This window comes from Shewanella marisflavi (assembly GCF_023283925.1).
Classification (GTDB): Bacteria; Pseudomonadota; Gammaproteobacteria; order Enterobacterales; family Shewanellaceae; genus Shewanella; species Shewanella marisflavi.
Genome location: NZ_JAKIKX010000012.1, coordinates 35,771 through 58,993, shown reverse-complemented (window position 1 = coordinate 58,993; position 23,223 = coordinate 35,771). Strand labels below are relative to the sequence as shown.

15 protein-coding genes are annotated in these 23,223 nt (G+C 48.0%); 11 read left to right on the top strand and 4 right to left on the bottom strand.

Features of this window, described 5'->3' with window-relative positions:
• Window positions 1-222: 222 nt before the first annotated feature.
• Window positions 223-1,191 (top strand): cysteine synthase A, encoded by a 969-nt coding sequence (gene cysK, locus L2712_RS17660; RefSeq protein WP_248978562.1) that lies wholly within the window; start codon window positions 223-225, stop codon window positions 1,189-1,191.
• Between the two features lie 56 nt (window positions 1,192-1,247).
• On the opposite strand, the gene L2712_RS17655 is transcribed toward cysK, so the two are convergent.
• Window positions 1,248-1,904, bottom strand: coding sequence for a TetR/AcrR family transcriptional regulator (locus tag L2712_RS17655; protein ID WP_248978561.1), 657 nt, complete (start codon window positions 1,902-1,904; stop codon window positions 1,248-1,250).
• A gap of 238 nt (window positions 1,905-2,142) precedes the next feature.
• Here L2712_RS17655 and L2712_RS17650 point away from each other — a divergent pair, with 238 nt between their 5' ends.
• A complete protein-coding gene (locus tag L2712_RS17650) occupies window positions 2,143-3,210 on the top strand; it encodes a methyltransferase (RefSeq protein WP_248978560.1) in 1,068 nt (355 codons plus the stop codon).
• Between the two features lie 842 nt (window positions 3,211-4,052).
• Window positions 4,053-6,731 carry a TonB-dependent receptor plug domain-containing protein gene (locus L2712_RS17645; RefSeq protein WP_033540204.1) on the top strand — a complete coding sequence of 893 codons (2,679 nt, stop codon included), beginning with the start codon at window positions 4,053-4,055 and terminating at the stop codon, window positions 6,729-6,731.
• A 74-nt stretch (window positions 6,732-6,805) separates the two neighbouring features.
• Here L2712_RS17645 and yfcC read toward each other — a convergent pair whose 3' ends face one another.
• Entirely contained in the window at window positions 6,806-8,335 is a 1,530-nt protein-coding gene (yfcC, locus tag L2712_RS17640; protein WP_248978559.1) for a putative basic amino acid antiporter YfcC, read from the bottom strand.
• Between the two features lie 333 nt (window positions 8,336-8,668).
• Here yfcC and L2712_RS17635 point away from each other — a divergent pair, with 333 nt between their 5' ends.
• Window positions 8,669-9,586: a LysR substrate-binding domain-containing protein gene (locus L2712_RS17635; RefSeq protein ID WP_248978558.1), complete on the top strand. Its 918-nt coding sequence runs from the start codon at window positions 8,669-8,671 to the stop codon at window positions 9,584-9,586.
• Window positions 9,587-9,724: 138 nt separating this feature from the next.
• On the opposite strand, the gene focA is transcribed toward L2712_RS17635, so the two are convergent.
• A complete protein-coding gene (gene focA / locus L2712_RS17630) occupies window positions 9,725-11,266 on the bottom strand; it encodes a formate transporter FocA (protein ID WP_248978557.1) in 1,542 nt (513 codons plus the stop codon).
• A gap of 949 nt (window positions 11,267-12,215) precedes the next feature.
• On the opposite strand from focA, the gene L2712_RS17625 reads away from it, so the two are divergent.
• From L2712_RS17625 to pflA, 3 genes are all read left to right on the top strand, one after another.
• On the top strand, window positions 12,216-13,748 hold the full coding sequence (locus L2712_RS17625) for a DUF3360 family protein (protein WP_033540207.1): 1,533 nt from the start codon (window positions 12,216-12,218) through the stop codon (window positions 13,746-13,748).
• Window positions 13,749-14,310: 562 nt separating this feature from the next.
• A complete protein-coding gene (gene pflB / locus L2712_RS17620; RefSeq protein WP_033540208.1) occupies window positions 14,311-16,593 on the top strand; it encodes a formate C-acetyltransferase in 2,283 nt (760 codons plus the stop codon).
• A gap of 103 nt (window positions 16,594-16,696) precedes the next feature.
• Entirely contained in the window at window positions 16,697-17,437 is a 741-nt protein-coding gene (pflA, locus tag L2712_RS17615) for a pyruvate formate lyase 1-activating protein (protein WP_248978556.1), read from the top strand.
• Here the strand turns inward: pflA and yfbV are convergent, their stop codons facing one another.
• Entirely contained in the window at window positions 17,438-17,881 is a 444-nt protein-coding gene (gene yfbV / locus L2712_RS17610; protein WP_248978555.1) for a terminus macrodomain insulation protein YfbV, read from the bottom strand.
• A 195-nt stretch (window positions 17,882-18,076) separates the two neighbouring features.
• On the opposite strand from yfbV, the gene ackA reads away from it, so the two are divergent.
• The 4 genes from ackA (at window position 18,077) to L2712_RS17590 (ending at window position 23,202) form a co-directional block, all read left to right on the top strand.
• Complete coding sequence (gene ackA, locus L2712_RS17605; protein WP_248978554.1) at window positions 18,077-19,273, top strand: acetate kinase; 1,197 nt, start codon at window positions 18,077-18,079, stop codon at window positions 19,271-19,273.
• 80 nt (window positions 19,274-19,353) lie between these two features.
• On the top strand, window positions 19,354-21,492 hold the full coding sequence (gene pta, locus L2712_RS17600; protein WP_248978553.1) for a phosphate acetyltransferase: 2,139 nt from the start codon (window positions 19,354-19,356) through the stop codon (window positions 21,490-21,492).
• A gap of 321 nt (window positions 21,493-21,813) precedes the next feature.
• On the top strand, window positions 21,814-22,245 hold the full coding sequence (locus L2712_RS17595) for a hypothetical protein (RefSeq protein ID WP_088904367.1): 432 nt from the start codon (window positions 21,814-21,816) through the stop codon (window positions 22,243-22,245).
• A gap of 732 nt (window positions 22,246-22,977) precedes the next feature.
• Window positions 22,978-23,202 carry a hypothetical protein gene (locus tag L2712_RS17590; RefSeq protein ID WP_088904366.1) on the top strand — a complete coding sequence of 75 codons (225 nt, stop codon included), beginning with the start codon at window positions 22,978-22,980 and terminating at the stop codon, window positions 23,200-23,202.
• Window positions 23,203-23,223: the final 21 nt, after the last annotated feature.

Here is a 23,223-nt window from a genome sequence, read left to right as displayed (position 1 = left end):
ATCCGCTCCCTGCAATTTATGCTGATTATTTTAGCTAGCTGACTTGATACATTTTGTTAAATTATCAATAGGATCCCTATTAGGCTAGCCCCTTCAGCGATGTAATTATGATATAAGTGACAGCTTTTATAACAGAAAGGAATAACGAAGATGAAACTATCATTTCTAATGCGCCCAAAGCGCACTATGATTTAGCTGTATACATTAAGGAGCAAGTAATCCATGAGTAAAATTTTCGAAGACAATTCATATACCATAGGTAATACACCTCTTGTTCGCCTAAATCGCGTCAGCAAAGGCAAAGTGCTCGCCAAAGTTGAAGCGCGTAACCCAAGCTTCAGCGTTAAGTGTCGTATCGGCGCAAATATGATTTGGGACGCCGAAAAGAAAGGCTTGCTCACTAAAGATAAAGAATTGATCGAGCCAACATCGGGTAACACCGGCATCGCACTGGCTTATGTCGCGGCGGCCCGTGGCTACAAGCTGACCCTGACCATGCCTAACACCATGAGCCTTGAGCGTCGCAAGCTGCTTAAGGCGCTTGGCGCAAACCTAGTGTTGACTGAAGGCGCAAAAGGCATGAAAGGCGCCATCGACAAGGCCGAAGAGCTGCGTCAATCTGCTCCTGAGAAATACCTGATCCTAGGTCAATTCGACAACCCAGCAAACCCAGAGATCCACGAAAAGACCACAGGTCCAGAGATCTGGAACGATACCGATGGCGAAGTCGATGTCGTAGTTGCTGGTGTTGGTACAGGCGGTACCATTACCGGTATCAGCCGTTACATCAAGCAGACTCAAGGTAAGGCGATAACCTCTATCGCAGTTGAACCTGCCGACTCTCCAGTAATCGGCCAAACCCTAGCAGGACAGGCGATACAACCTGGTCCACATAAGATCCAGGGGATTGGTGCCGGCTTCATTCCAGGTAACCTGGATCTCGAAATGGTTGATCGCGTCGAAGCGGTAACCAACGAGGAAGCCATTGAGATGGCTCAGCGCCTAATGAAAGAGGAAGGTATCCTGGTCGGTATCTCTTCGGGTGCAGCGGTTGTTGCTGCAAACCGTATCGCCGAGCTACCTGAATTTGAAGGGAAGAATATCGTAGTTATCCTGCCATCGGCAGCAGAGCGTTACCTTTCATCAGTACTCTTCCAGGGCCAATTTGGCGATGCGGAAAACGTGCAGTAATCACTTTCAGTAAATGATGGTGATACCACTGAGACCCCGATAACGATCGGGGTCTTTTATTTTATGGCGCTCAATATCTTATCGATACAGGCACCAACAGTGTTACGCAGAAAATCTGGCTCCAGTCGACGGCTTATCACGCTCTGATACTCCACCCAACGAATCAATCCCAAGAGTTGATGGGCATCGGCGTTCGGCGTTTTCGAACCTAATGCCGCAAAAAAACGCTCTATGGTCTGAATGAAACCATTGTCTAACAGTTGAATCGCCTCGGCGAGCACAGGGTTACGCAGCGCCTCTTCATGAAACGCCACTTCAAGGATACGATCTTCCCTATGGCTCACCTGTTCTTGAATATGCGCGCAGAGAAAATCTGTCAGATATACCGAAAGCTGTGAAACGCACATCTCCTGACTGCCCGCTTCAACCGTCTCAAGCAACTCAAAACTCTTTTGCTCAAGCGTATTGTTCATCCAAAGCGTCTTTTCGGCAAAATAGGTTAATGCATCGCTGATCAGATCTTTAATATCTTTAAAGTAATAAGTCGTAGATGCTAGCGGCACCTCGGCCTCGGCAGCCACGGCGCGGTGACGAACGCCTCGAATGCCTTCCCTCACGATCAACCTTAAAGTCGCCTCTAAAATCGCAATACGTCTGGCCTCACCATCGACTCTATGAGTTGTGCGGCCAACATAGCTGAGCGGTTGTTGCATTGAACTATCCTTTAGGGTCCATCCCCTGGCTAAGCGATAAACTATGTTAGCATTTGTATCGACGATTCACCTAGCCTCACCCTACCCGTTGTACAAGACGATTGAAAAGCCAGCACTTTCATCTTGTTAAACACACATTTCGCGAGCCAGGTCGCCAATTTAACACTGACTTGATGTCGTCACTTTGATATCAGGCTAGAGTGAACAACATTTCACTCAAACCAGAGTCAGGACTCGGATGGATTTCTACCGCTCGCCAAAACAGATCTCAGCATTTAACGCCAAGTTTGAAGCACAGAAAATTGCCTTCGCCCCCATCACCTTTCAAGTTGCCCGCTGCCTGCTTAAATATGAGGTATTGGCTTATATTGACCAACATGCTGAAAATGATCGTCAGATGATTGCCGCTCATTGTTCATTATCTGAATACGCCATCGGCGTGTTACTTGATATGGCGCTCAGCATGGGCCTGATTTGGCAAGACATTAAGGGTTATCACCTAGATAAGATAGGTCATTTTCTATTGCACGATGAGATGTCGAGGGTCAATCTCAACTTCAGTCATGATGTCTGTTATCAAGGTATGTTTGAACTAGACCAGGCATTAGAGACAGGGCAAGCAACTGGCCTTAAGGTATTTGGTGACTGGCAAACCATCTATCCAGGATTAAGCCAGCTGCCAGACAATGCCAAGAAAAGTTGGTTTGAGTTTGATCACTTCTATTCAGATCATGCCTTTAGTGCCATCTTACCTATGATCTTTCAGGGCCAACCTAAGACCATTGTTGATATTGGAGGCAACACTGGAAAGTGGGCATTGGCCTGTACCCAATATGATGCTGATGTCAAAGTGACCATCATGGATCTGCCAGGACAGCTTAAGGTCGCGATGGAAAATGCCAAGGCACAAGACGTTGACGATCGTGTCCATGGCTTTGAGTGCGATCTGTTAAACGCAGATAGCCCCTTCTACTCTGGTGGCGATCTCTACTGGATGAGTCAATTCTTGGATTGCTTTTCACAAGAGCAAATACTCGCTATTTTAACATTAGCGAGAGAGCACATGGCGCCCCATAGCGAACTCTGTATCTTAGAGACCTTCTGGGACAGACAACCCTGTGAGGCCGGTGCCTATTGTGTCAATGCCACCTCGCTCTACTTTACGGCGATGGCCAACGGCAACAGCCGTATGTATCACTCCAAAGATCTCCTCAAACTGATCTCATTGGCGGGTCTCTATGTCGATGAAGATATAGACGAGATTGGCTTGGGCCATACACTACTGCGTTGCCGAAGAAAACCATAATTCATTCTATAGACACCTATACTGCTATCAACATCTAACTCGACATACTCTACAGCAACACAGAATAAACGAGGCCAAGCAAACGCTGGCCTCAATTGACCACAAGCTCAACCATATTAACGTGTCAACGAACCGTCGTTGGTCAATACCCTTAGCCTTTTTTACCTCTTCTGAATACAACCCCCACCAGAAAACCACTCACAACAACATACCCATAACAAATACAATCTAACACTTCATAATAACTGCTAATTAGTTGGCACTAATAACCCAAAAATTAATCAAAACCTATAACATTAGTATTAATTAAAAAGGAGTACAAAAAACAGAGTTAACAATAAAGCAACAAAAACAACAGGAAAAATCGACAGGACTTTGGTCACAAACAAATCATTTCCACAATATTTTTCATAATTTTTGCATTTTTTTTAAATAACAAATGACACACCAATAAAACAAATGAAAACAATAAAAATAACAAATGAAAAACCAAAGTAAATCACAAAAATAACAACCTGTTAACTAGTAACTGTAAAATGTAACACCGGCAATTACATTAACGCGTACATCGAAAATAAATACTAAGCCAATAAACTTAATGTGTATTTATTGTTACAAAAAAGATAATTCAAGCAAGACTTGAAACCCTGCACCATCTGTAGCCACCTTGTTGCAGTTGTTATCTCTCTATGATTATATCGAGAGCGAAGTAAACACTCGTCAATATAAGTAAATATTTGAAAAGTTTTTACTAAATAAAGTTCAACACATAGAACGGCTCAAAAAAGAGCAATTCAACAGTGTTCAATTCAAAAATAAAATAAGTCTCAGGGAGAAACAAAATGCAGCCTAATTCTATATTGGCTAAAGCTGTGCGTTTCGCATTAATTAGTGGTGCCGCCACAGCAGCAATGAGTGCGCCAGCCGTTTATGCAGCGGATGAAGACAGCGTTGAACGAATTCAAGTAACAGGTTCACGTATTAAACGTACCGATATGGAAACGGCTACACCTGTTACCGTCATGAGCGCAGAAGACATGGCTAAACAGGGTTTCACTAACGTTCAAGATGCGTTGGAAAGCCTCACTTCTACAACCAGTGCAATGACTACCCAGTCTGTTCACGGATTCACGCCTGCCGCCTCTTCAATCAGCTTACGTGGTGCGGGTGCTAACCGTACATTAACGCTGATCAATGGTAAGCGTCTAAACCAATATCCAAAGCCATCAGGTGGTACGGATAACTTCGTCGATACTGCCAACCTACCGATGGAAGCTGTACAGCGTATTGAGATTCTTCAATCTGGTGGTAGTGCTATCTATGGTGCCGACGCCGTTGGTGGTGTGATCAACATCATCCTGAAAAAAGACTTTGAAGGTGTTGCACTTAAATACCGTCACGCTGATACCACTCACGGTGGCGGCGGCAGCGACCGTATCGCACTCTCTCTAGGTGCTTCTTCTGATCGCGGTAACGTATCGACCTTCATCGAATTTACTGAGAATGAACAGCTAAAAGCAACCGATCGCGAAAACTTCGGTCTGCACACAGACAAAGTGCCTTATAGCAAATATTCACAATACAGCTCATATGGTGCTCGAATCGCTGGAGGCAGCGGCGCGCGCGCATTGACTCCTGAAGAGTGTACCGCAGGCGGTTTCTTGTGGGATGCCGCTCGCAGCATCTGTGGTTTCGACCGTTCAGAGTGGCGTGATCTTCAGCCAAAGAGCTCACGTTTCATCAGCTCTACTAACTTCAACTACGAGCTGGCTGATGACGTTAGCTTCGTAGGTCGCCTAGACTTCGCCGAAGCGAAATCAACCACCAACATCGAGCCAATGGCAATCGATAACTACGATGTTAACGTTGACGGCAACAATGTCACTGTATCTTCAGGCGATCTGAGCAAAACCTTCACGAATAAAGGCACAGCCCTAGGTGGGGATTTTGCCAACGCCGAAGATGGCGACTACTACTACGTGCGTCGTCTACACGAGTTTGGTAACCGCGCTGGCGAAACCAAGACACGTAACTACTTCTTCACCGCAGGCTTCGAAGGCACACTGGCTGACGAGTACAGCTGGGATGCATCGGTTAACTACGGCCGTACCAATGTCGACGTATTCCGCAGTGGTTTTGCGACTGTTGCAGGCATGTTCGATTACATTACCGCCGGTGAGAACGGTAACTCACTGCTGAACAACATGAGTGCAGAAGATGTAGAGCAAGCTTCTTACTCTCCATTTGAGCGCGCACAATCTACTCAAAAGAACGTCCAGGCCAACATCTCTGGCTTAGCGTTCGAAATGCCAGCAGGCGATGCCCAATTTGCATTTGGTGCAGAATACACTGAGCAAGATTATGAGACGAACTCAGACTCAGAATCTAAGAAAGGTAACATCCTCACCACTGGTGGTTCTTCAGGTGCAGGCGAGCGCTCTTACTGGGCAACTTATGCCGAATTAAGCCTACCTGTATTGGACGTGCTGACTATCGATGCGGCGCTACGTTATGACCGCTATGACGATTTCGGTGGCAACCTGTCGCCACAGTTGACTTTAGAATACCGTCCACTAGACGAACTATTGGTTCGTGGTTCTGTCAGCTCTGTCTTCCGCGCTCCAGATATGCACCGTGTATATGGCGATGCGACTAAGGGCTTCTCTACCGTTATCGACTTCAAGCAGTGTCAGGCGTTAGGCGGCACACCAAGTCAGCCAAATCCGGATCCACGTATCAACGAGATCTGTAATGAACTGCATATTGATACAACAACGGGTGCAAACAAAGATCTGGAAGCAGAGACTGGTTACACAGCTAACATTGGCGCGGTATGGGGCGGAGATTCACTTAACGCATCATTCGACCTTTGGGAGTGGAAACTGGATGACATGGTTAGCGACATCAGCGCTAGCAAAGCTGCTCGTGAATATGAGCAGTATGAAAACATGCTGACTCGCGATGCAGACGGTACCATCACTCACGTGAACGCCGTTGCTCAAAACCTGGCTTTCCAAAAGGTACGTGGTCTAGATATCACTGCTGGCTATGGCTGGGATATGGATAGCTATGGTGAGCTGAAACTTAACTTCAACGGTACTTACATCCTGTTGTCTGAGTTCCAACTGTCACCAACTGATCCAGTTGAAGATGACATTGATAACGGTGGTCTGCCACAGTACCGCGCTAACCTAGTACTGGGCTACTTCATCGAAGACTTCGAAGCGACTCTGGGTGCTTACCACACTGCACGTATGCACGGTATTCAATACAAGTCGTTTAAAGCATCAGGTGGCGAAGACTTTGATGAAAGCGCACATGAAGTGGCATCACAGACTAAGTGGAACCTGACTGCAGGTTACACTTTCAATGATACATTCAAGCTGAAAGCTGGCGTGGTTAACCTGTTCGATGCAGGTCCTAACTTCGACCCAACTGATACTTCTTGGCCACACTACCCACGTTCAGTGTACAACGCTCGCGGTCGTGAGTGGTTCATCGAAGGTGAAGTGAAGTTCTAAACCATTAGATCTTTAACGACAAAACGGCATCCTAGGATGCCGTTTTTTTATTGACCTTTTTTAGTGAGTGACTATTAGGCGAAACCCAGGTAATGGGCTGAAACCACAACTAGGCTCGACACCAAAAACAGAGCCAATATAAAACGCCAGATAAACTTCACCCACACGCCCCAATCGACGCGGCATACACCTAAAGTCGCCATCAGTGACGCCGATGTCGGCACCAAGACATTGGTAAAGCCATCTCCCAACTGAAATGCCAACACCGCCACCTGACGTGATACCCCCACGATATCGGCAAGAGGCGCCATCAAGGGCATGGTTAATGCTGCCTGGCCAGAACCTGAGGTCACAAAGAAGTTAAACACCGACTGAAACAGCAGCATGAACCAAGCCGATACCACGGCTGGCAATTGCCCAATCAGACTACCGGCGCCATTTAATAAGGTGTTTAGCACACTTGGTTCATCGGGCTTGCCACCACCAAGGAGCAATAAGATCCCCGACGCACATCCCACCAACAAGGCTGGTTCTAACATGGTGCCCGCACCTTGCTTGAAGCTGGTCGCCATTCGGTTAAGCGTCATGCCATTGAGCCCGAAGATAACGGCAATGACCCCTACCACAATTCCCATGGTGAAGAACTGACTTGCGATCTCGGGAATAAACCACGCTTGAGTGACGACCCCCCAGATCACCCAGACAACGGTTACCAAGATAGTGAGCAAGACGAGAATGTCGCCAAAATTAAACCGACTCTCTAGGTTGCTGGACGCTTGATGGTGGCGAAAATAGCTATCGGATTCATAACAGAGGGAACTTTGCGGATTGGCCTGTATCTTTGCGCCATAGCGCATCGTAAAAATCACTCCCATCAAGGTAAAGCCCGCCCACATGATGCCGCGCACACCTGCGCCAGATAATACTGGAATCCCCGCTATCCCCTGGGCAATCGCCACGCTAAAGGGATTCATCCAAGAGCTGGCAAACCCCACTTGAGTCGCCACATAGGTCACCATAACAGTGGTTATGCCATCAAAACCTAAGCGAATCATCAATGGGCAGATGATAATGGCAAAGGCTATTGCCTCTTCTCCCATCCCAAAAACGGCGCCGCCAAGCGAAAACAAAATAAACAGCGCAGGAATAAAGAGCCGCTCGTTCCCCTGAGTCTTATCAATTAAGCGCAAAATGCCGTTATCTATGGTGCCCGTTTCCATCACTATGCCAAAGGCGCCGCCAATGACGAGCATAAACATGATCACGCCAATCGCTGTGCCCCATTTTGAGCCAGAGGTTAAGCCTTCGAAGGCAAAGTTGAAAAAGCCGATGCCCCCCCCGCCTTCAAACAGGGCGACAGGCTGTTTAAGGTGCTCTCCAGCCTCATCTAGGCTATATCGAAACGAACTGGGATCAACCACATTACGATGCTTTTCGACTCCGTCGGCAAGGTAGTGGATCTCTTGGGTATCGAATGAACCGACAGGCACCAGATAAGTCAGCACCATAGCAGCCAGCGCGACAAAAAAGATGATCACTAAGGTATCGGGTAATACTATGTTTTTAGAGGGATTTACTGTAGAAGGGGGAGCTTGTTTTGCCATTGTAACGCCATATATTGTTATTATTGCCCGCCAATATAAACCAATTCATCTCCCCTGCACAGGCTTTGGCTGACCCTGGATACACTTCGCAACACTGAATAAAACAGGCACAAATAACAGGCTTGTGTATCCTCGATGACATTCACGTAATCGGAAATAATGACAACAGCCGCACAAGACGAATCAAACAGTGAGATAAGTCTAGTAACTTAGATAAAATCAATCCGTTACTTGTGAAAAGATGCCGCCACTCATACAATCAATATCGCACAAGCATCAATTTTATTGATAGTTTTCATTATCGCTCAAATCAGCTAGGACGCTTCAAGGTCGATGAAATACTCACTGAAACAAATTATGGTATTCGATGCCGTTGCCAGCCTGGAAAGTGTGAGTGCTGCGGCACGAAAATTGTCCATGACCCAATCTGCAGTCAGCATGTCTCTAGGGCAGCTGGAGAATCTGCTTGGCCGTCCACTCTTTATTAGACAAGGCAACAGGTTAACCCTGAGTCACTGGGGTAATTGGTTACGCCCAAGAGCAAGACGCCTACTTCAAGATGCGCAACAAATTGAATTAGGCCTTCACGAACAACACCTTATCAGCGGTCGTTTTCGTTTGTGCTCGAGTCAAACTGCCGCCGAGCATCTACTTCCCGAGCTTATCAGCAAAATCGATACTGATTTTCCAGAACTTAGGATCGATCTCACAGTTGAAAATACCGAGAATGTGGTCGAGGGCTTACTTAACTATGAATATGACTTTGGCATCATAGAAGGCCGTAACGACGACAGTCGCCTCTACCAAGAGCAGTGGCTAGATGATCATCTCGTGGTCGTCGCCTCACCGCATCATCCCTACGCCAAACAAACCACCACCAGCTTAGCCCAGCTAGAACAGGCAAGATGGGTACTGCGTGAACAAGGGGCGGGAACCCGGCGCATATTTGAAGGTGCCATCCACGGAGTCATCGAGAAACTGAATGTCTGGAAGGAGTATGAACATGTCTCACTACTCAAGGCGCTGGTGAAAAATGGCCCCTACCTCAGCAGCCTGCCCTTCTTAGATGTGGAGAAAGAGGTCGCGGCCGGTGAACTGGTGATTCTGCCAACACCCCAGCTGAATATGCAAAGACACCTGTCGTTTGTGTGGCGCTGCGACTCGGGGGAGAACCCGCTGCGTGATTGTGTGATAACCGAAGCACGGCGCCTGAGCAAACATCGCCAGCACACAAAATCAATGAAAAGTTAATCACATTCGCAAAAAGGGCTTTCAAATCCTGCGAAACGTAAGCGCTTATCAAATCGAAATCACCAGGCAATCAAGATAACAAGGACGAGGCGCACTGAGCGCCACGTCCTTGATACTTATATTGCTTGCGTCTGCACACTAGGCATAAATTGCGCAGACTTTGGCAACTACAGCCTCGCGGGTGATCACCCCAACCAGCTTACCCTCGCTCACCACAGGGAAACTACTAGGCTTGCTGGCACTGGCATGACGCAATCGCTCTTCATAACTGGCGTAGGCATTTCCCGTTAAAACCCCCATATCACTGACAGGAAACAGCTTATCGCGGTCAACCACCATCACCTCGATCAGATCGGCCACGGCATCATCCGGGGCGACAGTTAACACACGCGTCTGCATCAAGTCGGCAACCTTATAACGAATTCCGCGGACAAACTCTTCTGACCACAAACTACGCAGCAGATCCTGCTGAGAGACAAACCCCAACAAGCTCCCCTTACTATCGATGACGGGAGCACCGCGCAGTTGCGCCTGGTTCAGGCCTTTAAGTCCATCATACACAGATAATTCAGGGCTTAAGGTAAAGGGCTCGCTATTCATCAGCGCACTAACATTTAATTTTTGAATTGATTTAGGCATAACACTGGCTCCCCTTGTAGAGGCATTAGATAATAAATTGATAGAAGTGGTTGCAATGTCTTGAACTAGATTAAGATGACAAACATCGGCTTGCGCAGCGCGTGGATGCGAATGCAACACAGGTTCATGCTGAGTGACCTGCGCAACATGCTGAACAGGTGAAGCTTTCTGCTTAGCTTCAATCCACCAGTACCCAAGGCCAACCAAGATCCCACCGCCGACAATATTGCCCGCCGTCACTGGAATAAGGTTATTGAGTACAAAATGGCTCAGGGTCAGATCGGCAAATTGCTCGACAGATACTCCTGTGGGTGAGTACCAGCCCCAGATAGCAAATTGCTTAATGGCAACCCCCAAGGGCACCATAAAGAGATTGGCAATGCTATGTTCAAAGCCACTGCTGACAAACATTGCCACAGGCAGCATCAACAGAATCGCCTTAGTCAGTGCTTCTTTACTGGCAAAAGTCATCCAGACACCCAAGCAAACCAGCATGTTACATAAGATCCCTAGTGCAAATGCCTGACTCCAGCTGTGATGCAATTTGTGCTGGGCAATCTGTAGCGCATTGAGCCCCCAGCGGCCATCATCGAGCAAGTACATCTTGGCACTTAAGATCAGCATCAGCATCACTAGGGCGCCGCAGAGGTTTCCCAGATAGACCCGCCCCCAACACATCAGCAAGGCCTTAGTACTAATACGCTTTTGCGCCCATGCAACGCTGGTCAATACGCTGCTGGTAAACAGCTCACCGCCGCAGATCACCACCAACATCAACCCCAGACTAAAGGCCAGTCCACCGACTAAACGCACCATCCCCCAATCGCCTGATGCACCAGTGGTCACAGTGATATAAAACACAAAGGCTAGCGCAATAAAGGCACCGGCAAACATGGCTTGACCTAGCGTCTGCGTCGCCCCTTTAGTGGCCTTCTCCTGCCCATAGTGAGCTGCGCGCTGGCATAGGCTCAATACCTCTGACGACTGCGCCTGAACTTGAGCTGGCCGCGCTAACACAGGCACAACATTAGGTATCGTCATGGCGCCCCGCTCCCCTATGAGGATAAAAACAGCAATTAAACTTCATTAACATCATCTCCTTATCGCCAAGTCTCTTCAGACGGCTAGTGATTAATAAATGTTTTTACAAAGAGTTAGCCCAACGCCTAGCTCTTTAATGGCGAGATTAGCGCCCCTAACCACCAAATAAAATTTGATATTAATGAATGACAGTATCAGCAATTCTGATACACCAACCAATAAGTTAACCCCATGTTAAAACATCAAAAATTCAAATAAATTACACTTATTACAAGCACTTAATTTGGCGGGCGGAATGTTAAGGTTAGAAGCGGCAATCTTCAGCTCATAAAACCAAGCAGCACTTTTCTATCAACATACTGGCAACTAACACCTTATTGCCTAAGCTATAAGACAACTTGATTACCTTAAGTAAGTGCCCTAGCTCGACAAACCTTAAACCACATAGGCCTGTGGCAAGGCATAGAATTATGCGATGCACCACACACTTGCGATTTGTTTTGCGAGCCAGACACCCATTAAAAAGTGAGGCGTGAGAGATGCATCTAATTTACTCTTCATAGAGGGAAAGGGCTCCCAAAAGAGACAAAAGGCGAGATCTATATCTAAACGCAATAGTCATGCCCAATGTTGAAATTGATCTGAAATGGCGACACAAGATGTTAACTAGCTCCCAAATCATCTAATCACCAGTTTCAAGTTTATTGATAGTTAATGCCAGGTGAAATCCACTATGTTAAGATTTATGAGGTAAATTGGTCAGACCAATTTTAAGCAATGTTAGGGATGCAACTGCTCACCGGATTTGGGGTGTTAATCCATCTAGGAGGGCGGACAAGTTATACGAGTGACACCTGGGGTCTTTCGACACTCGCAGACTTGCAGGGATTACCTCAAAGTCATCATCGAATAGATGAGTCAATAAGTTCTTTTCGGAGAATGAGAAATTATGTCAGAAACTGTCAAAAAAGAAGAGATGGAAGCCTCTGAGCTGACGTACAAAGAGCTTCACCGTCCTGCCAGCGAGTTTGCCACTCGCGAAGCGTATTTAGACCACGAATTACAGATCATGAAGCCCAGACGTTGGGGCCTCAATCTACCGGGAAGAGATTTTCGCTTCGAATGGGAAGACCTAGTCCCTGCTATTGCCGGAACCATAGGCATTACCGTGATGTACTCAGCGGTTATGGCCGCTTGGGCTTCAGGCCTCAGCGAACGCTGGGAACACGTTAACTTAGGCGCCGAATTTGCCATTCAGGTTGTTCGCGTCGAAATGCTTATCCCCGCCCTGCTCTTCTGTATTATCAGCTCCGGATTTATCAACCCTCGCGCTAACTTAGGCGGCAACCACGGTCCCATGATCCCCCTTATCGGCGCTATCGCCTTGGCGGGTGCCCACCCCTTAGCACTAGCGATATTACTGGGTATTTTCGGTCTCTTACTCAGCTACTTTAAAGGCGGCTCGCGACTCGTCAATCTCACCTCCAGCGGGGTGGCCGGTGGCCTCTTGGTATTCCTTGGCTTTATGGGCGCCAAGAGCCAAATCACATCACTCTTTGATTGGGCCGGCGGCCTACAGGCCAAACATACCTTAGATTACAGCCTGGGTTATGTGGCCTTCTTCATCTTACTGGTGAACGTCGTCCTCTACGCCTACCTGGCTAAAGTGGGTAAGCGCTGGCTGGCGATCCCATTATGTTCGATAGCCGCTATCGCTCTGGCATTCGCTCTGGGGGCAGGTCTGGATCTGCAATTTGTCACCGAACCCGGCATTCCGAATCTGAACCCTATGTACTGGTGGGGCTCAACCGAATACGGCTGGCAGCTAGGCTTACCTAACTTCGAACATTTCATCGCGTCTCTGCCATTTGCCATCTTGGCTGTTGCTATGTGGTCACCCGACTTCTTGGGACACCGTATCTTCCAGGAGCTGAACTATCCTAAGGGAACTGAGAAGGTATTAATGGATGTCGATGACACCATGACCACTTGTTCACTGCGTCAAATCGTTGGTACGGCTGTGGGTGGTGGTAACATCACTTCGTCTTGGGGCACTTATATGATCCCTGCGGCGATTGCCAAACGCCCTATTCCAGCAGGTGCCATCTTGCTAGGTAGCTTGTGTATCATAGTGGCCGTTCTTGGTTACCCAATGGACGTTACCGTATGGCGCCCAGTAATGTCTATCGCGCTACTGGTAGGTGTATTCTTACCACTACTTGAAGCCGGTATGCAGATGGTAAAAGATACCCAAAGCAGCCAGGCTGCAGGCATCTGTATCTTTGCCTCATTCGTAGCAAACCCCGTGCTAGCTTGGGCATTGACCATGTTGCTCGACAATAATGGTCTGATTGGCGACAAAGAACGTGCCGCCAGTTTAAGCCTAGTGGATCGCCTTATTATTCCAGGGCTAGCCTTTGTGATCTGTTTGGTGGCCATGCTCGCCGTCGGCATGATCCAAGGGATCCCAGCGCTACTATAATTCAGTAACATTGATGAAAGAGAGCTTAGGCTCTCTTTCATTTTTTCTCCCCTATACTTACATCAAACTTATTGATGAGCAGCATCAATATGAGATTTGACTAGTCTGCTAAACAGTCAGGGGAGAGCAATAAAACCATAGCTTGCATTGGACTCAAGAGGCGCTGCAACTTTTCTCGCGCAAATAACCGAGTCCTTATGGAGATGCAAACGAAAATCTACGCCAAAAATGGTACTTCGATAACAGTTTTGGCATTAACTAGGGAAAAGCGACCTGTTTCTGGTGCAGCACCTAGGTAGATATGGTAATATTCGAATGGTTAATTGGTCTTACCAATTTTATGATAACCGAAAAAGTATCGCCACAAAGAGGATGCTAGCTCGGATATCGCGTAAAACGGATTTAAATCGACACGGTTAACCGGTTCGATTATCAGTTCCCATCATCAGGGTAATACATTGAAGGGAGCTGTGAAGAATAGCTATTGGTGTATCGCAACTTAGGCAATTAAAGCCAGCCCGATAGCCAATAACCTTTATCTCAAACAGAAGGTATTAGTACGATGACCGAAAAAACTGAGCTGTTCACCAAAGCGTGGGAAGGTTTTACTCCTGGTGATTGGAAGTCTGAAGTAAATGTACGCGACTTTATTCAAAAGAACTACACGCCCTATGAAGGAGACGAATCTTTCCTAGCAGGCGCTACCGAAGCGACCAACACGCTTTGGGATAAAGTGATGGAAGGTATCAAACAGGAAAACCGCACCCATGCGCCGGTTGATTTCGATACTGACAAAGTCTCTACCATTACCTCTCACGAAGCTGGTTACATTGACCAAAACCTTGAAACTATCGTTGGCTTACAAACAGACGCCCCCCTTAAGCGCGCCATGTTACCAAACGGCGGTATCCGTATGGTCGAAGGCTCTTGCGCTGCTTATGGCCGCGAGCTAGACCCCAACATCAAGTATGTCTATTCAGAGCTGCGCAAAACCCACAACCAAGGTGTATTTGACATCTATACGCCTGAGATCATGCGCTGCCGTAAGTCTGGCGTGCTGACAGGTCTACCTGATGCTTATGGCCGTGGCCGTATCATCGGTGACTACCGTCGTATCGCCCTGTACGGTATTGACTACCTGATTCAGGAAAAATTTGAGCAATTCAGCTCACTACAAGCCCGCTTCGAAGAGGGTGAAGATCTAACAGCCACTATGCAGCTGCGCGAAGAGATCGCCGAGCAACACAGAGCGCTGGGCCAAATGAAGCAGATGGCTGCCAGCTACGGCTGTGATATCTCTGGCCCTGCGACCAATGCTAAAGAAGCGATTCAGTGGACTTACTTCGGCTACCTAGCTGCAGTGAAGAGCCAAAACGGCGCAGCCATGTCTCTGGGCCGTACCTCTAGCTTCCTTGATATCTACATCGAGCGTGACATCAAAAATGGCGTCCTGACCGAGCAACAAGCTCAAGAGATGGTTGACCACTTCGTGATGAAGCTGCGCATGGTACGTTTCCTACGTACACCTGAATACGATGAGCTATTCTCTGGTGACCCAATCTGGGCAACTGAATCTATCGCTGGTATGGGCTTAGACGGTCGCACCTTGGTTACTAAGTCAAGCTTCCGTTTCTTGCACACCCTATACAACATGGGTCCAAGCCCAGAGCCAAACATCACTGTGCTTTGGTCAGAGAAGTTACCACTAAGCTTCAAGAAGTACTGCGCTAAGGTGTCTATCGACACTAGCTCTATCCAATACGAAAACGATGACCTGATGCGTCCAGATTTCGAATCTGACGACTATGCTATCGCATGTTGCGTAAGCCCAATGGTTGTTGGTAAGCACATGCAGTTCTTTGGTGCACGTGCTAACTTGGCTAAGACTATGCTTTACGCCATCAACGGTGGTGTGGATGAGAAGCTTAAGACACAAATCGGTCCTAAGTTCGAGCCTATCAAAGACGAAGTCCTGGACTTTGACGATGTATTAGGTCGTCTGGATACCATGATGGACTGGCTAGCGACTCAATATGTGTCTGCGCTAAACGCCATTCACTTCATGCACGACAAGTACTCTTATGAAGCAGCCTTGATGGCGCTACATGACAGAGACGTGCGTCGTACCATGGCATGTGGTATTGCGGGTCTATCAATTGCTGCCGACTCACTGTCAGCAATCAAGTACGCCAAGGTTAAGCCTATTCGTGACGAGAACGGCATTGCCGTCGACTTCGACATTGAAGGTGAATATCCTAAGTTTGGTAACAACGATGCTCGCGTCGATGACCTGGCTACCGAGCTGGTTGAGCGCTTCATGGCTAAGATCCGTCACAAGAAGATGTACCGTAACGCGATCCCAACACAGTCTATTCTCACCATCACCTCTAACGTGGTTTATGGTAAGAAAACAGGTACAACACCAGACGGTCGCCCAGCAGGCGCGCCATTTGCACCGGGTGCAAACCCAATGCACGGCCGCGACGAAAAAGGCGCTATCGCGTCACTGACCTCTGTTGCCAAACTGCCATTTGCGCACGCACAAGACGGTATCTCTTATACCTTCTCTATCGTGCCGAACGCCCTTGGTAAAGACGAAGATGGTCGCCGCGCGAACTTGGCAGCCCTGATGGATGGTTATTTCGCTCATAACGAAACTCGCGAAGGTGGTCAGCACCTGAACGTCAACGTGATGAACCGTGAAATGCTTGAAGATGCAGTCGTGAATCCTGACAAGTATCCTCAGCTGACCATCCGTGTTTCTGGTTACGCCGTACGCTTTAACGCGCTAACACCAGAACAGCAGCAGGACGTCATTACACGTACTTTCACCAAAGGGATGTAAATTCCGTCAATCGAGCGGTCAAACGCTAGATTTTTGGTGAATATAAGCTAGGCTGTGCACTAATTTAGCACAGCCTACTTTAATTGAAGTTTTCGGAGTCACAATGACAGTAAAAGGGCGAATTCATTCACTGGAGTCCTTTGGCACAGTTGATGGGCCAGGCATTCGGTTTATCACCTTTATGCAAGGTTGTTTGATGCGCTGCCAATACTGCCACAATCGTGATACCTGGGATCTTCAAGGTGGACGTGAGATCGAGGTCGATGAGCTGATGGAACAGATCATCAGCTATCGCCCTTTTCTTGAGTCCAGTGGTGGCGGCGTCACCGCCAGTGGCGGCGAAGCTGTACTACAAGCCGAATTTGTCACAGCCCTATTTAAGGCCTGTAAAGAGCAAGGTATTCACACCTGCTTAGACACCAACGGATTTGTCCGTAAGTACACTCCAATTATCGATGAACTCCTCGATAATACCGATCTGGTACTCCTTGATATCAAACATATCGACGATGACAAACATATCGCCTTAACCCATGTTAGCAACCATCGCACACTGCAATTTGCCCAGTATCTGCAAAAACGCCAACAAAAAACTTGGATACGCTATGTAGTGGTCGGCGGTTACACCGATGATATTGCCTCGGCAAAAGGGTTGGCAGAGTTTATTAAACCTATGACCAACGTGGAGAAGGTAGAACTACTGCCCTACCATGAATTAGGAAAACACAAATGGGAAGCCATGGGTGAAGAATATAGCCTAAATGATATCTCTCCCCCATCGCGCGAAACCATGGAACAGATTAAACAGGTGTTTTTGGATGCAGGGATCACCGCTGTTTACTAACTACAGCGCTTCCCAATAACTGTTATCTAAACGTTCAAAGGCCTTCTTTAAGATGACTGCCATATCGAGATAACAGGCTTTAGCACCTAACGGGGCACAAGCCACCCCCATTCCCTGGAGCTTGGCAGATAAGTTATTGCCCCAATCCAGCAGGGAAAGTGGTAAAGGATGTTTAGCTCGCCAGCCGAGCCAGAGTAAGCCTTGAATAGGCAAACTTATAAAGAACAATGCAATCGTGATGGCCTGAGGTAACCAAGTCCATCCGTAGAGATAGAGTTGACTGCCACCGGCCAGCAAGCCCAAAAGTGGCATCAAGCGAATCGCCAGAGATGTTGCGCGGATCACGCGATACTCTGGAAAGTAAAAACTAAGTTGTCGGACCATAGGCCAAGTCTTCATATAGCGACGACCGACCCCTAAGGTTTTTAACACTTGAACAGTCAATGATGACACCTAACACTTAAGATACTGTCTTTACAATAGCACAATGCGAGCGCCAGCCCCAAGCGGCAAGGCGCTAATGAAGACCGAATCTTAATCTCAGGAATGAGAATTTATCGCGACATCGGCCCTAGGCTTTGAAGTCATTCAATTTTAGTGGATGCCAAACATCCACTCACTTTGCAGAAGGTTTTAAACATGTCAAACAAACTGGTTTTGGTACTAAACTGCGGCAGCTCTTCGTTGAAGTTTGCCATAATCGACGCGCTTACAGGTGACGACCAGATCTCAGGTCTAGCAGAGTGCTTTGGTCTTGAAGACTCACGCATCAAGTGGAAGGTCGATGGTAACAAATTCGAATCTAAACTCGGAGCATTTACTGCACACCGTGAAGCGATTGAATTTATCGTCGACAACATCTTGGGCCAGTACCCAGAAATTGCCGAGCAGATCCAGGCGATTGGTCATCGCGTCGTACACGGTGGCGAGAAATTCACCCATTCAGTGGTGATTGACGATAGCGTTATCGCCGGTATCGAAGATTGCGCCGCCCTTGCGCCGCTGCACAATCCTGCACACCTAATCGGTATCCGTGCAGCCCAGGCCTCTTTCCCGAAACTGCCACAAGTCGCCGTATTTGATACCGCTTTCCATCAAACTATGCCAGAGCATGCGTTTGTCTATGCCCTGCCCTACAAGTTCTACCGTGAACACGGCATTCGTCGCTACGGCATGCACGGTACCAGCCATCTGTTTGTTAGCCGTGAAGCCGCCAAGGCACTCGGCAAAGAAGTGGCTGACACCAATGTTATCTGTGCTCACCTGGGTAACGGCGCCTCTGTCACCGCAGTTAAAGGCGGCAAGAGTGTCGACACCTCTATGGGTCTGACACCGCTTGAAGGTCTGGTAATGGGTACCCGCTGTGGCGACTTAGACCCATCTATCATCTTCCACCTGGTTGACCGTCTGGGATACACCATTGACGAAGTGAACAACCTGATGAACAAGCAGAGCGGCCTACTGGGTATTTCTGAACTGACGAACGACTGCCGCGGTATCGAAGAAGGTTACAGCGAAGGCCACAAAGGTGCGACCCTGGCGCTGGAGATCTTCTGCTACCGCTTAGCCAAATATATCGCCTCTTACACTGTGCCGCTGGGTCGCCTGGATGCACTGGTATTTACCGGTGGTATCGGTGAAAACTCGGAGCTTATCCGTGAAAAAGTGCTAAACCTGTTATCTATCTTCAACTTTGAAGTGGACGCAGAACGCAACAAAGCGGCTCGCTTTGGTAAGCAGGGGCAGATCACCACAGACAATGGCCCAGTTGCCATGGTGATCCCAACCAACGAAGAGTGGGTTATCGCCGAAGACGCCGTTTCACTGCTAAAGTAACAGCTATAGAGGCGGGAATACCCGCAACGAATCTAGACCAAGACCCGGCCGATACTTTGGCCGGGTAATAAGAGGTAACTATGTCTCGCAATATTATGCTCATTCCGAACGGTACCGGAGTTGGCCTCACATCTATCAGCCTAGGTATGGTGCGCGCGTTAGAACGCCATGGTGTCAAGGTGAGGTTCTTCAAACCGATCGCCCAGCAACGTCCAACAGACAAAGGGCCAGAGCGCTCGACCACTATCTTAAGTAAGTCGCCGACCGTTAATCCGCTCGAGCCTTTCGACATGGCACATGCCGAAAATTTAATCCGTACCGATCAGACTGATGTCTTGATGGAACAGATCATCGCCCGCGCCACTGAGTGTGCCGACGCTAGCGAAACCCTGATTGTTGAGGGCCTGGTACAGACTCGTAACCATCCTTTCTCTGACGATATTAACTATGAGATCGCCAAGGCACTGGATGCAGACATCATCTTCGTCGCAGCGCCCGGTAACGAAACGCCTACCGCCTTGATGAATCGCCTTGAGATCGCCCACAACGCTTGGGGTGGCAGCAAGAACAAACGCCTTATCGGCGCTATCATCAACAAAATTGGTGCACCAGTCGATGATGAAGGTCGTGCCCGTCCCGATCTTTCTGAGGTGTTCGACCATCAAGATGTACAGCGTCCTGATGCCGCCAGCATGTTCCAGCTACCAGGTAAGAGCAAACTGCGTATTCTGGGCAGTGTGCCATACAACCTGAACCTGGTCGCCCCACGCGCCTCAGACTTAGCCAAGCACCTTAGCGCCCGCATTATCAATGCTGGTGAAATGAATACCCGTCGTCTGCGTAAAGTGACCTTCTGCGCCCGCAGTATTCCTAACATGGTTACCCATATCAAGACTGACTCGCTGCTGGTGACCTCAGGCGATCGCTCTGATGTCATTGTTTCAGCCTGTTTGGCTGCCATGAATGGCGTCAAGGTGGGTGCACTGCTACTGACTGGTAGCTATGAGCCAGAGGCTGAGATCATGGAGCTGTGTGAACAAGCCTTCGAGACTGGTTTACCCGTGTTCTTAATCGACACCAACACCTGGCAGACTTCACTCAATATTCAGCGCTTCGACCATGAAGTACCTGTAGACGATGCAGTGCGTATCGAAGAAGTGCAAGAGTATGTGGCCAGCCATATCGATCAGAACTGGGTTGAGAGCGTCACCAAGAACTCACCGCGTGAGCACAGACTCTCACCACCGGCGTTCCGCTACAAGCTTACCGAGCTTGCTCGCGCCGCCAAGAAGACTGTGGTGCTGCCAGAAGGTGATGAGCCAAGAACCATCGAAGCCGCTGCAATCTGTGCCGAACGTGGTATCGCTCGCTGTGTATTGATCGGTAACCGTGAAGAGATCCAGCGTATCGCTAGCCAGCAGGGTGTGACCTTAGGTGAAGGCGTAGAGATCGTCGAGCCAGAAACCGCTCGTGAACGTTATGTCGCCCCTATGGTAGACCTACGCCGTCACAAAGGCATGACCGAAGTGGTAGCTCGCGAGCAACTCGAAGACAACATGGTACTGGGTACCATGATGCTGGCTCAAGGTGAAGTAGACGGTATAGTGTCAGGCGCAGTTAACACTACTGCCAACACCATACGTCCGCCGCTACAGCTGATCAAGACAGCGCCAGGTTCTAGCCTGGTGTCCTCTATCTTCTTCATGCTGATGCCAGATCAGGTACTGGTTTATGGTGACTGCGCCATTAACCCGGATCCAAATGCTGAACAACTGGCTGATATTGCTATTCAGTCTGCCGACAGTGCCGCTGCCTTTGGTATCGAACCTAAAGTCGCCATGATCAGCTACTCAACCGGTAGTTCAGGCACAGGTTCAGATGTTGATAAAGTGCGTGAAGCGACGCGTATCGCCAAAGAGAAGCGTCCAGAGTTAATTATCGATGGTCCGCTACAATATGACGCTGCGGTAATGCCTAATGTCGCCCAATCTAAGGCGCCAAACAGCCCGGTAGCGGGTCAGGCAACTGTGTTTGTCTTCCCAGACCTCAACACAGGTAACACCACCTACAAGGCAGTACAGCGTAGTGCGGATCTGATCAGCATTGGCCCTATGCTTCAAGGGATGCGTAAGCCAGTGAACGATCTATCTCGTGGTGCCTTGGTTGACGATATCGTCTACACCATCGCCCTGACTGCGATTCAAGCCTCACAGGGCTAAGCCAAAGCAAAGATCAAAAAAGCCTGTCTTATGACAGGCTTTTTTTATGCAAAGTCTACGGGAAAGGTTAAAATCTGTACGCTTGCTCACAATGCGTCAAAAAATGACCACACCAATTTACCAATTAAGTTCAGTCACTTAAGAGTTATGCATCGACTCTTCAACATACTTGTCCACAGATTCTGTGGATAACCGTAACAAATTATTCATTCAGATATGCCAGCCTAACGCTAAAGAGTCAAGTACTTTCGACTGACGCTCTGCGCTTGCCAAGGCTTTAGAGAATCGCGATACTAGACCAAAGCCTATCGATTAAACCCTATGAAAAAATTACTTTTTATCTTTATTCTTCTCTTATCTGCCTGTAGTCCAGACTCTGAAACCGTCTCAGGTGTCATGACCCCTGAACAGGTATCGCTAGGATTCTTTAGGGCTATCTACGTTGAGCGGGACGTTGATAAAGCCAAGCAATTTGTCGATGAACCCATGCAGAAGGTGCTGTCGCACTATTACATTGCCGCCTCGGTGCAGCGCCACGTACTTAACCTCTCTATGCGGGACGTGACATTGGAAATTGAAGAGATTGATATCGATTTCTTTCGTAAATTCACCAAAGATGTCACGGTTATCGTGAAGATGACGGGACTCAAGGGTGGCCAGCCTTGGATAGACGACCGCACCATACGCCTGCATAAAGTCAACAACCGCTGGCTGATCGTCGAAATTCTGCCTGAAAAAGGGAATCTCAACTAGTGCTTTTATGCCGTCCTCGCCCTACCCTACCTATCGCGAAAGCACAGAACCGAGATAAACAAGCTTAGGCTAACGAGCTCAGATTAACGAGCTCAAGTTTACGAGCTCAGGTTTACGAGCAACAAGGCCTGTCTCGCTAGGCTCGCGGGCTTTAAAACTGACTTAGATGCCAGATAAATCATGTTTATCGAGCACAAAAAAAAGCAGCCAGTGGCTGCTCTTTTTGTCTGAAGACTCTCAACTTATACGCGCCCAGTCAGACTCGACACGCTAGTGAAAACTCAGTTTGGATATATCCTTAATCCAAAAACGCTTCTTCATCCATCTCGACAGGCAATGACTCAATTACGTCATCTTGTACTTGATAATAGGCGTTCTCGTATTCACGGGCTTCCATAACGACTCCAGATTTTTGTGTAAGGTACAGGCATGCTTTTATTTGGTGCATTTTGCCTTGGGTATAAGCTGCAACTATCTGCTAACTCATGCCGGCAAGTGTACCACTAAAAAAACAAGACTTACAGAAAACTTTCAGAATTGTTAGCCAGATCGGCCGATTCAGGGCTAAAAGTGTCAATTATCAATGGTAAGCGTGAAAGTCTTTCATTTTTTTACTGCGTTACAAACTAAAAAACATTCTGTTTACAATAAAATGATCTAATGCCTGAAATGAGAACTGCTATCAATTAATTAATAGCGAATTGTTTGCGCTAGCAGGAGTGAGGTATTTAAATGAACACGCTGATCGAGTTTGAGGCCCAAAGGCTAGTCGACCTGTTTACTCAGGGTGATGCCCTATCTATCCATATGTTCATGGACTCGATGTCCATGCCCTTTGATGTGCAAGAAAAACTATTTAACGAAATTTCGGCATTAAAAAACCTGGACCAGCAACAGATAGCCCAGGTTATCGAATCCCACGGACACTCCCTTATTCAGGAGCTTAACCGCTACTAACCTTATTGCTCATGGCTGGCC

Coding starts and splice junctions, on each gene's coding strand:
- pflB (WP_033540208.1), top strand. CDS start 14,311: ATGACCGAAAAAACTGAGCTGTTCACCAAAGCGTGGGAAGGTTTTACT.
- pta (WP_248978553.1), top strand. CDS start 19,354: ATGTCTCGCAATATTATGCTCATTCCGAACGGTACCGGAGTTGGCCTC.
- focA (WP_248978557.1), bottom strand. CDS start 11,266: ATGACGATACCTAATGTTGTGCCTGTGTTAGCGCGGCCAGCTCAAGTT.
- L2712_RS17655 (WP_248978561.1), bottom strand. CDS start 1,904: ATGCAACAACCGCTCAGCTATGTTGGCCGCACAACTCATAGAGTCGAT.
- L2712_RS17590 (WP_088904366.1), top strand. CDS start 22,978: ATGAACACGCTGATCGAGTTTGAGGCCCAAAGGCTAGTCGACCTGTTT.
- L2712_RS17650 (WP_248978560.1), top strand. CDS start 2,143: ATGGATTTCTACCGCTCGCCAAAACAGATCTCAGCATTTAACGCCAAG.
- L2712_RS17635 (WP_248978558.1), top strand. CDS start 8,669: ATGAAATACTCACTGAAACAAATTATGGTATTCGATGCCGTTGCCAGC.
- L2712_RS17625 (WP_033540207.1), top strand. CDS start 12,216: ATGTCAGAAACTGTCAAAAAAGAAGAGATGGAAGCCTCTGAGCTGACG.
- yfcC (WP_248978559.1), bottom strand. CDS start 8,335: ATGGCAAAACAAGCTCCCCCTTCTACAGTAAATCCCTCTAAAAACATA.
- pflA (WP_248978556.1), top strand. CDS start 16,697: ATGACAGTAAAAGGGCGAATTCATTCACTGGAGTCCTTTGGCACAGTT.
- L2712_RS17595 (WP_088904367.1), top strand. CDS start 21,814: ATGAAAAAATTACTTTTTATCTTTATTCTTCTCTTATCTGCCTGTAGT.
- ackA (WP_248978554.1), top strand. CDS start 18,077: ATGTCAAACAAACTGGTTTTGGTACTAAACTGCGGCAGCTCTTCGTTG.
- L2712_RS17645 (WP_033540204.1), top strand. CDS start 4,053: ATGCAGCCTAATTCTATATTGGCTAAAGCTGTGCGTTTCGCATTAATT.
- cysK (WP_248978562.1), top strand. CDS start 223: ATGAGTAAAATTTTCGAAGACAATTCATATACCATAGGTAATACACCT.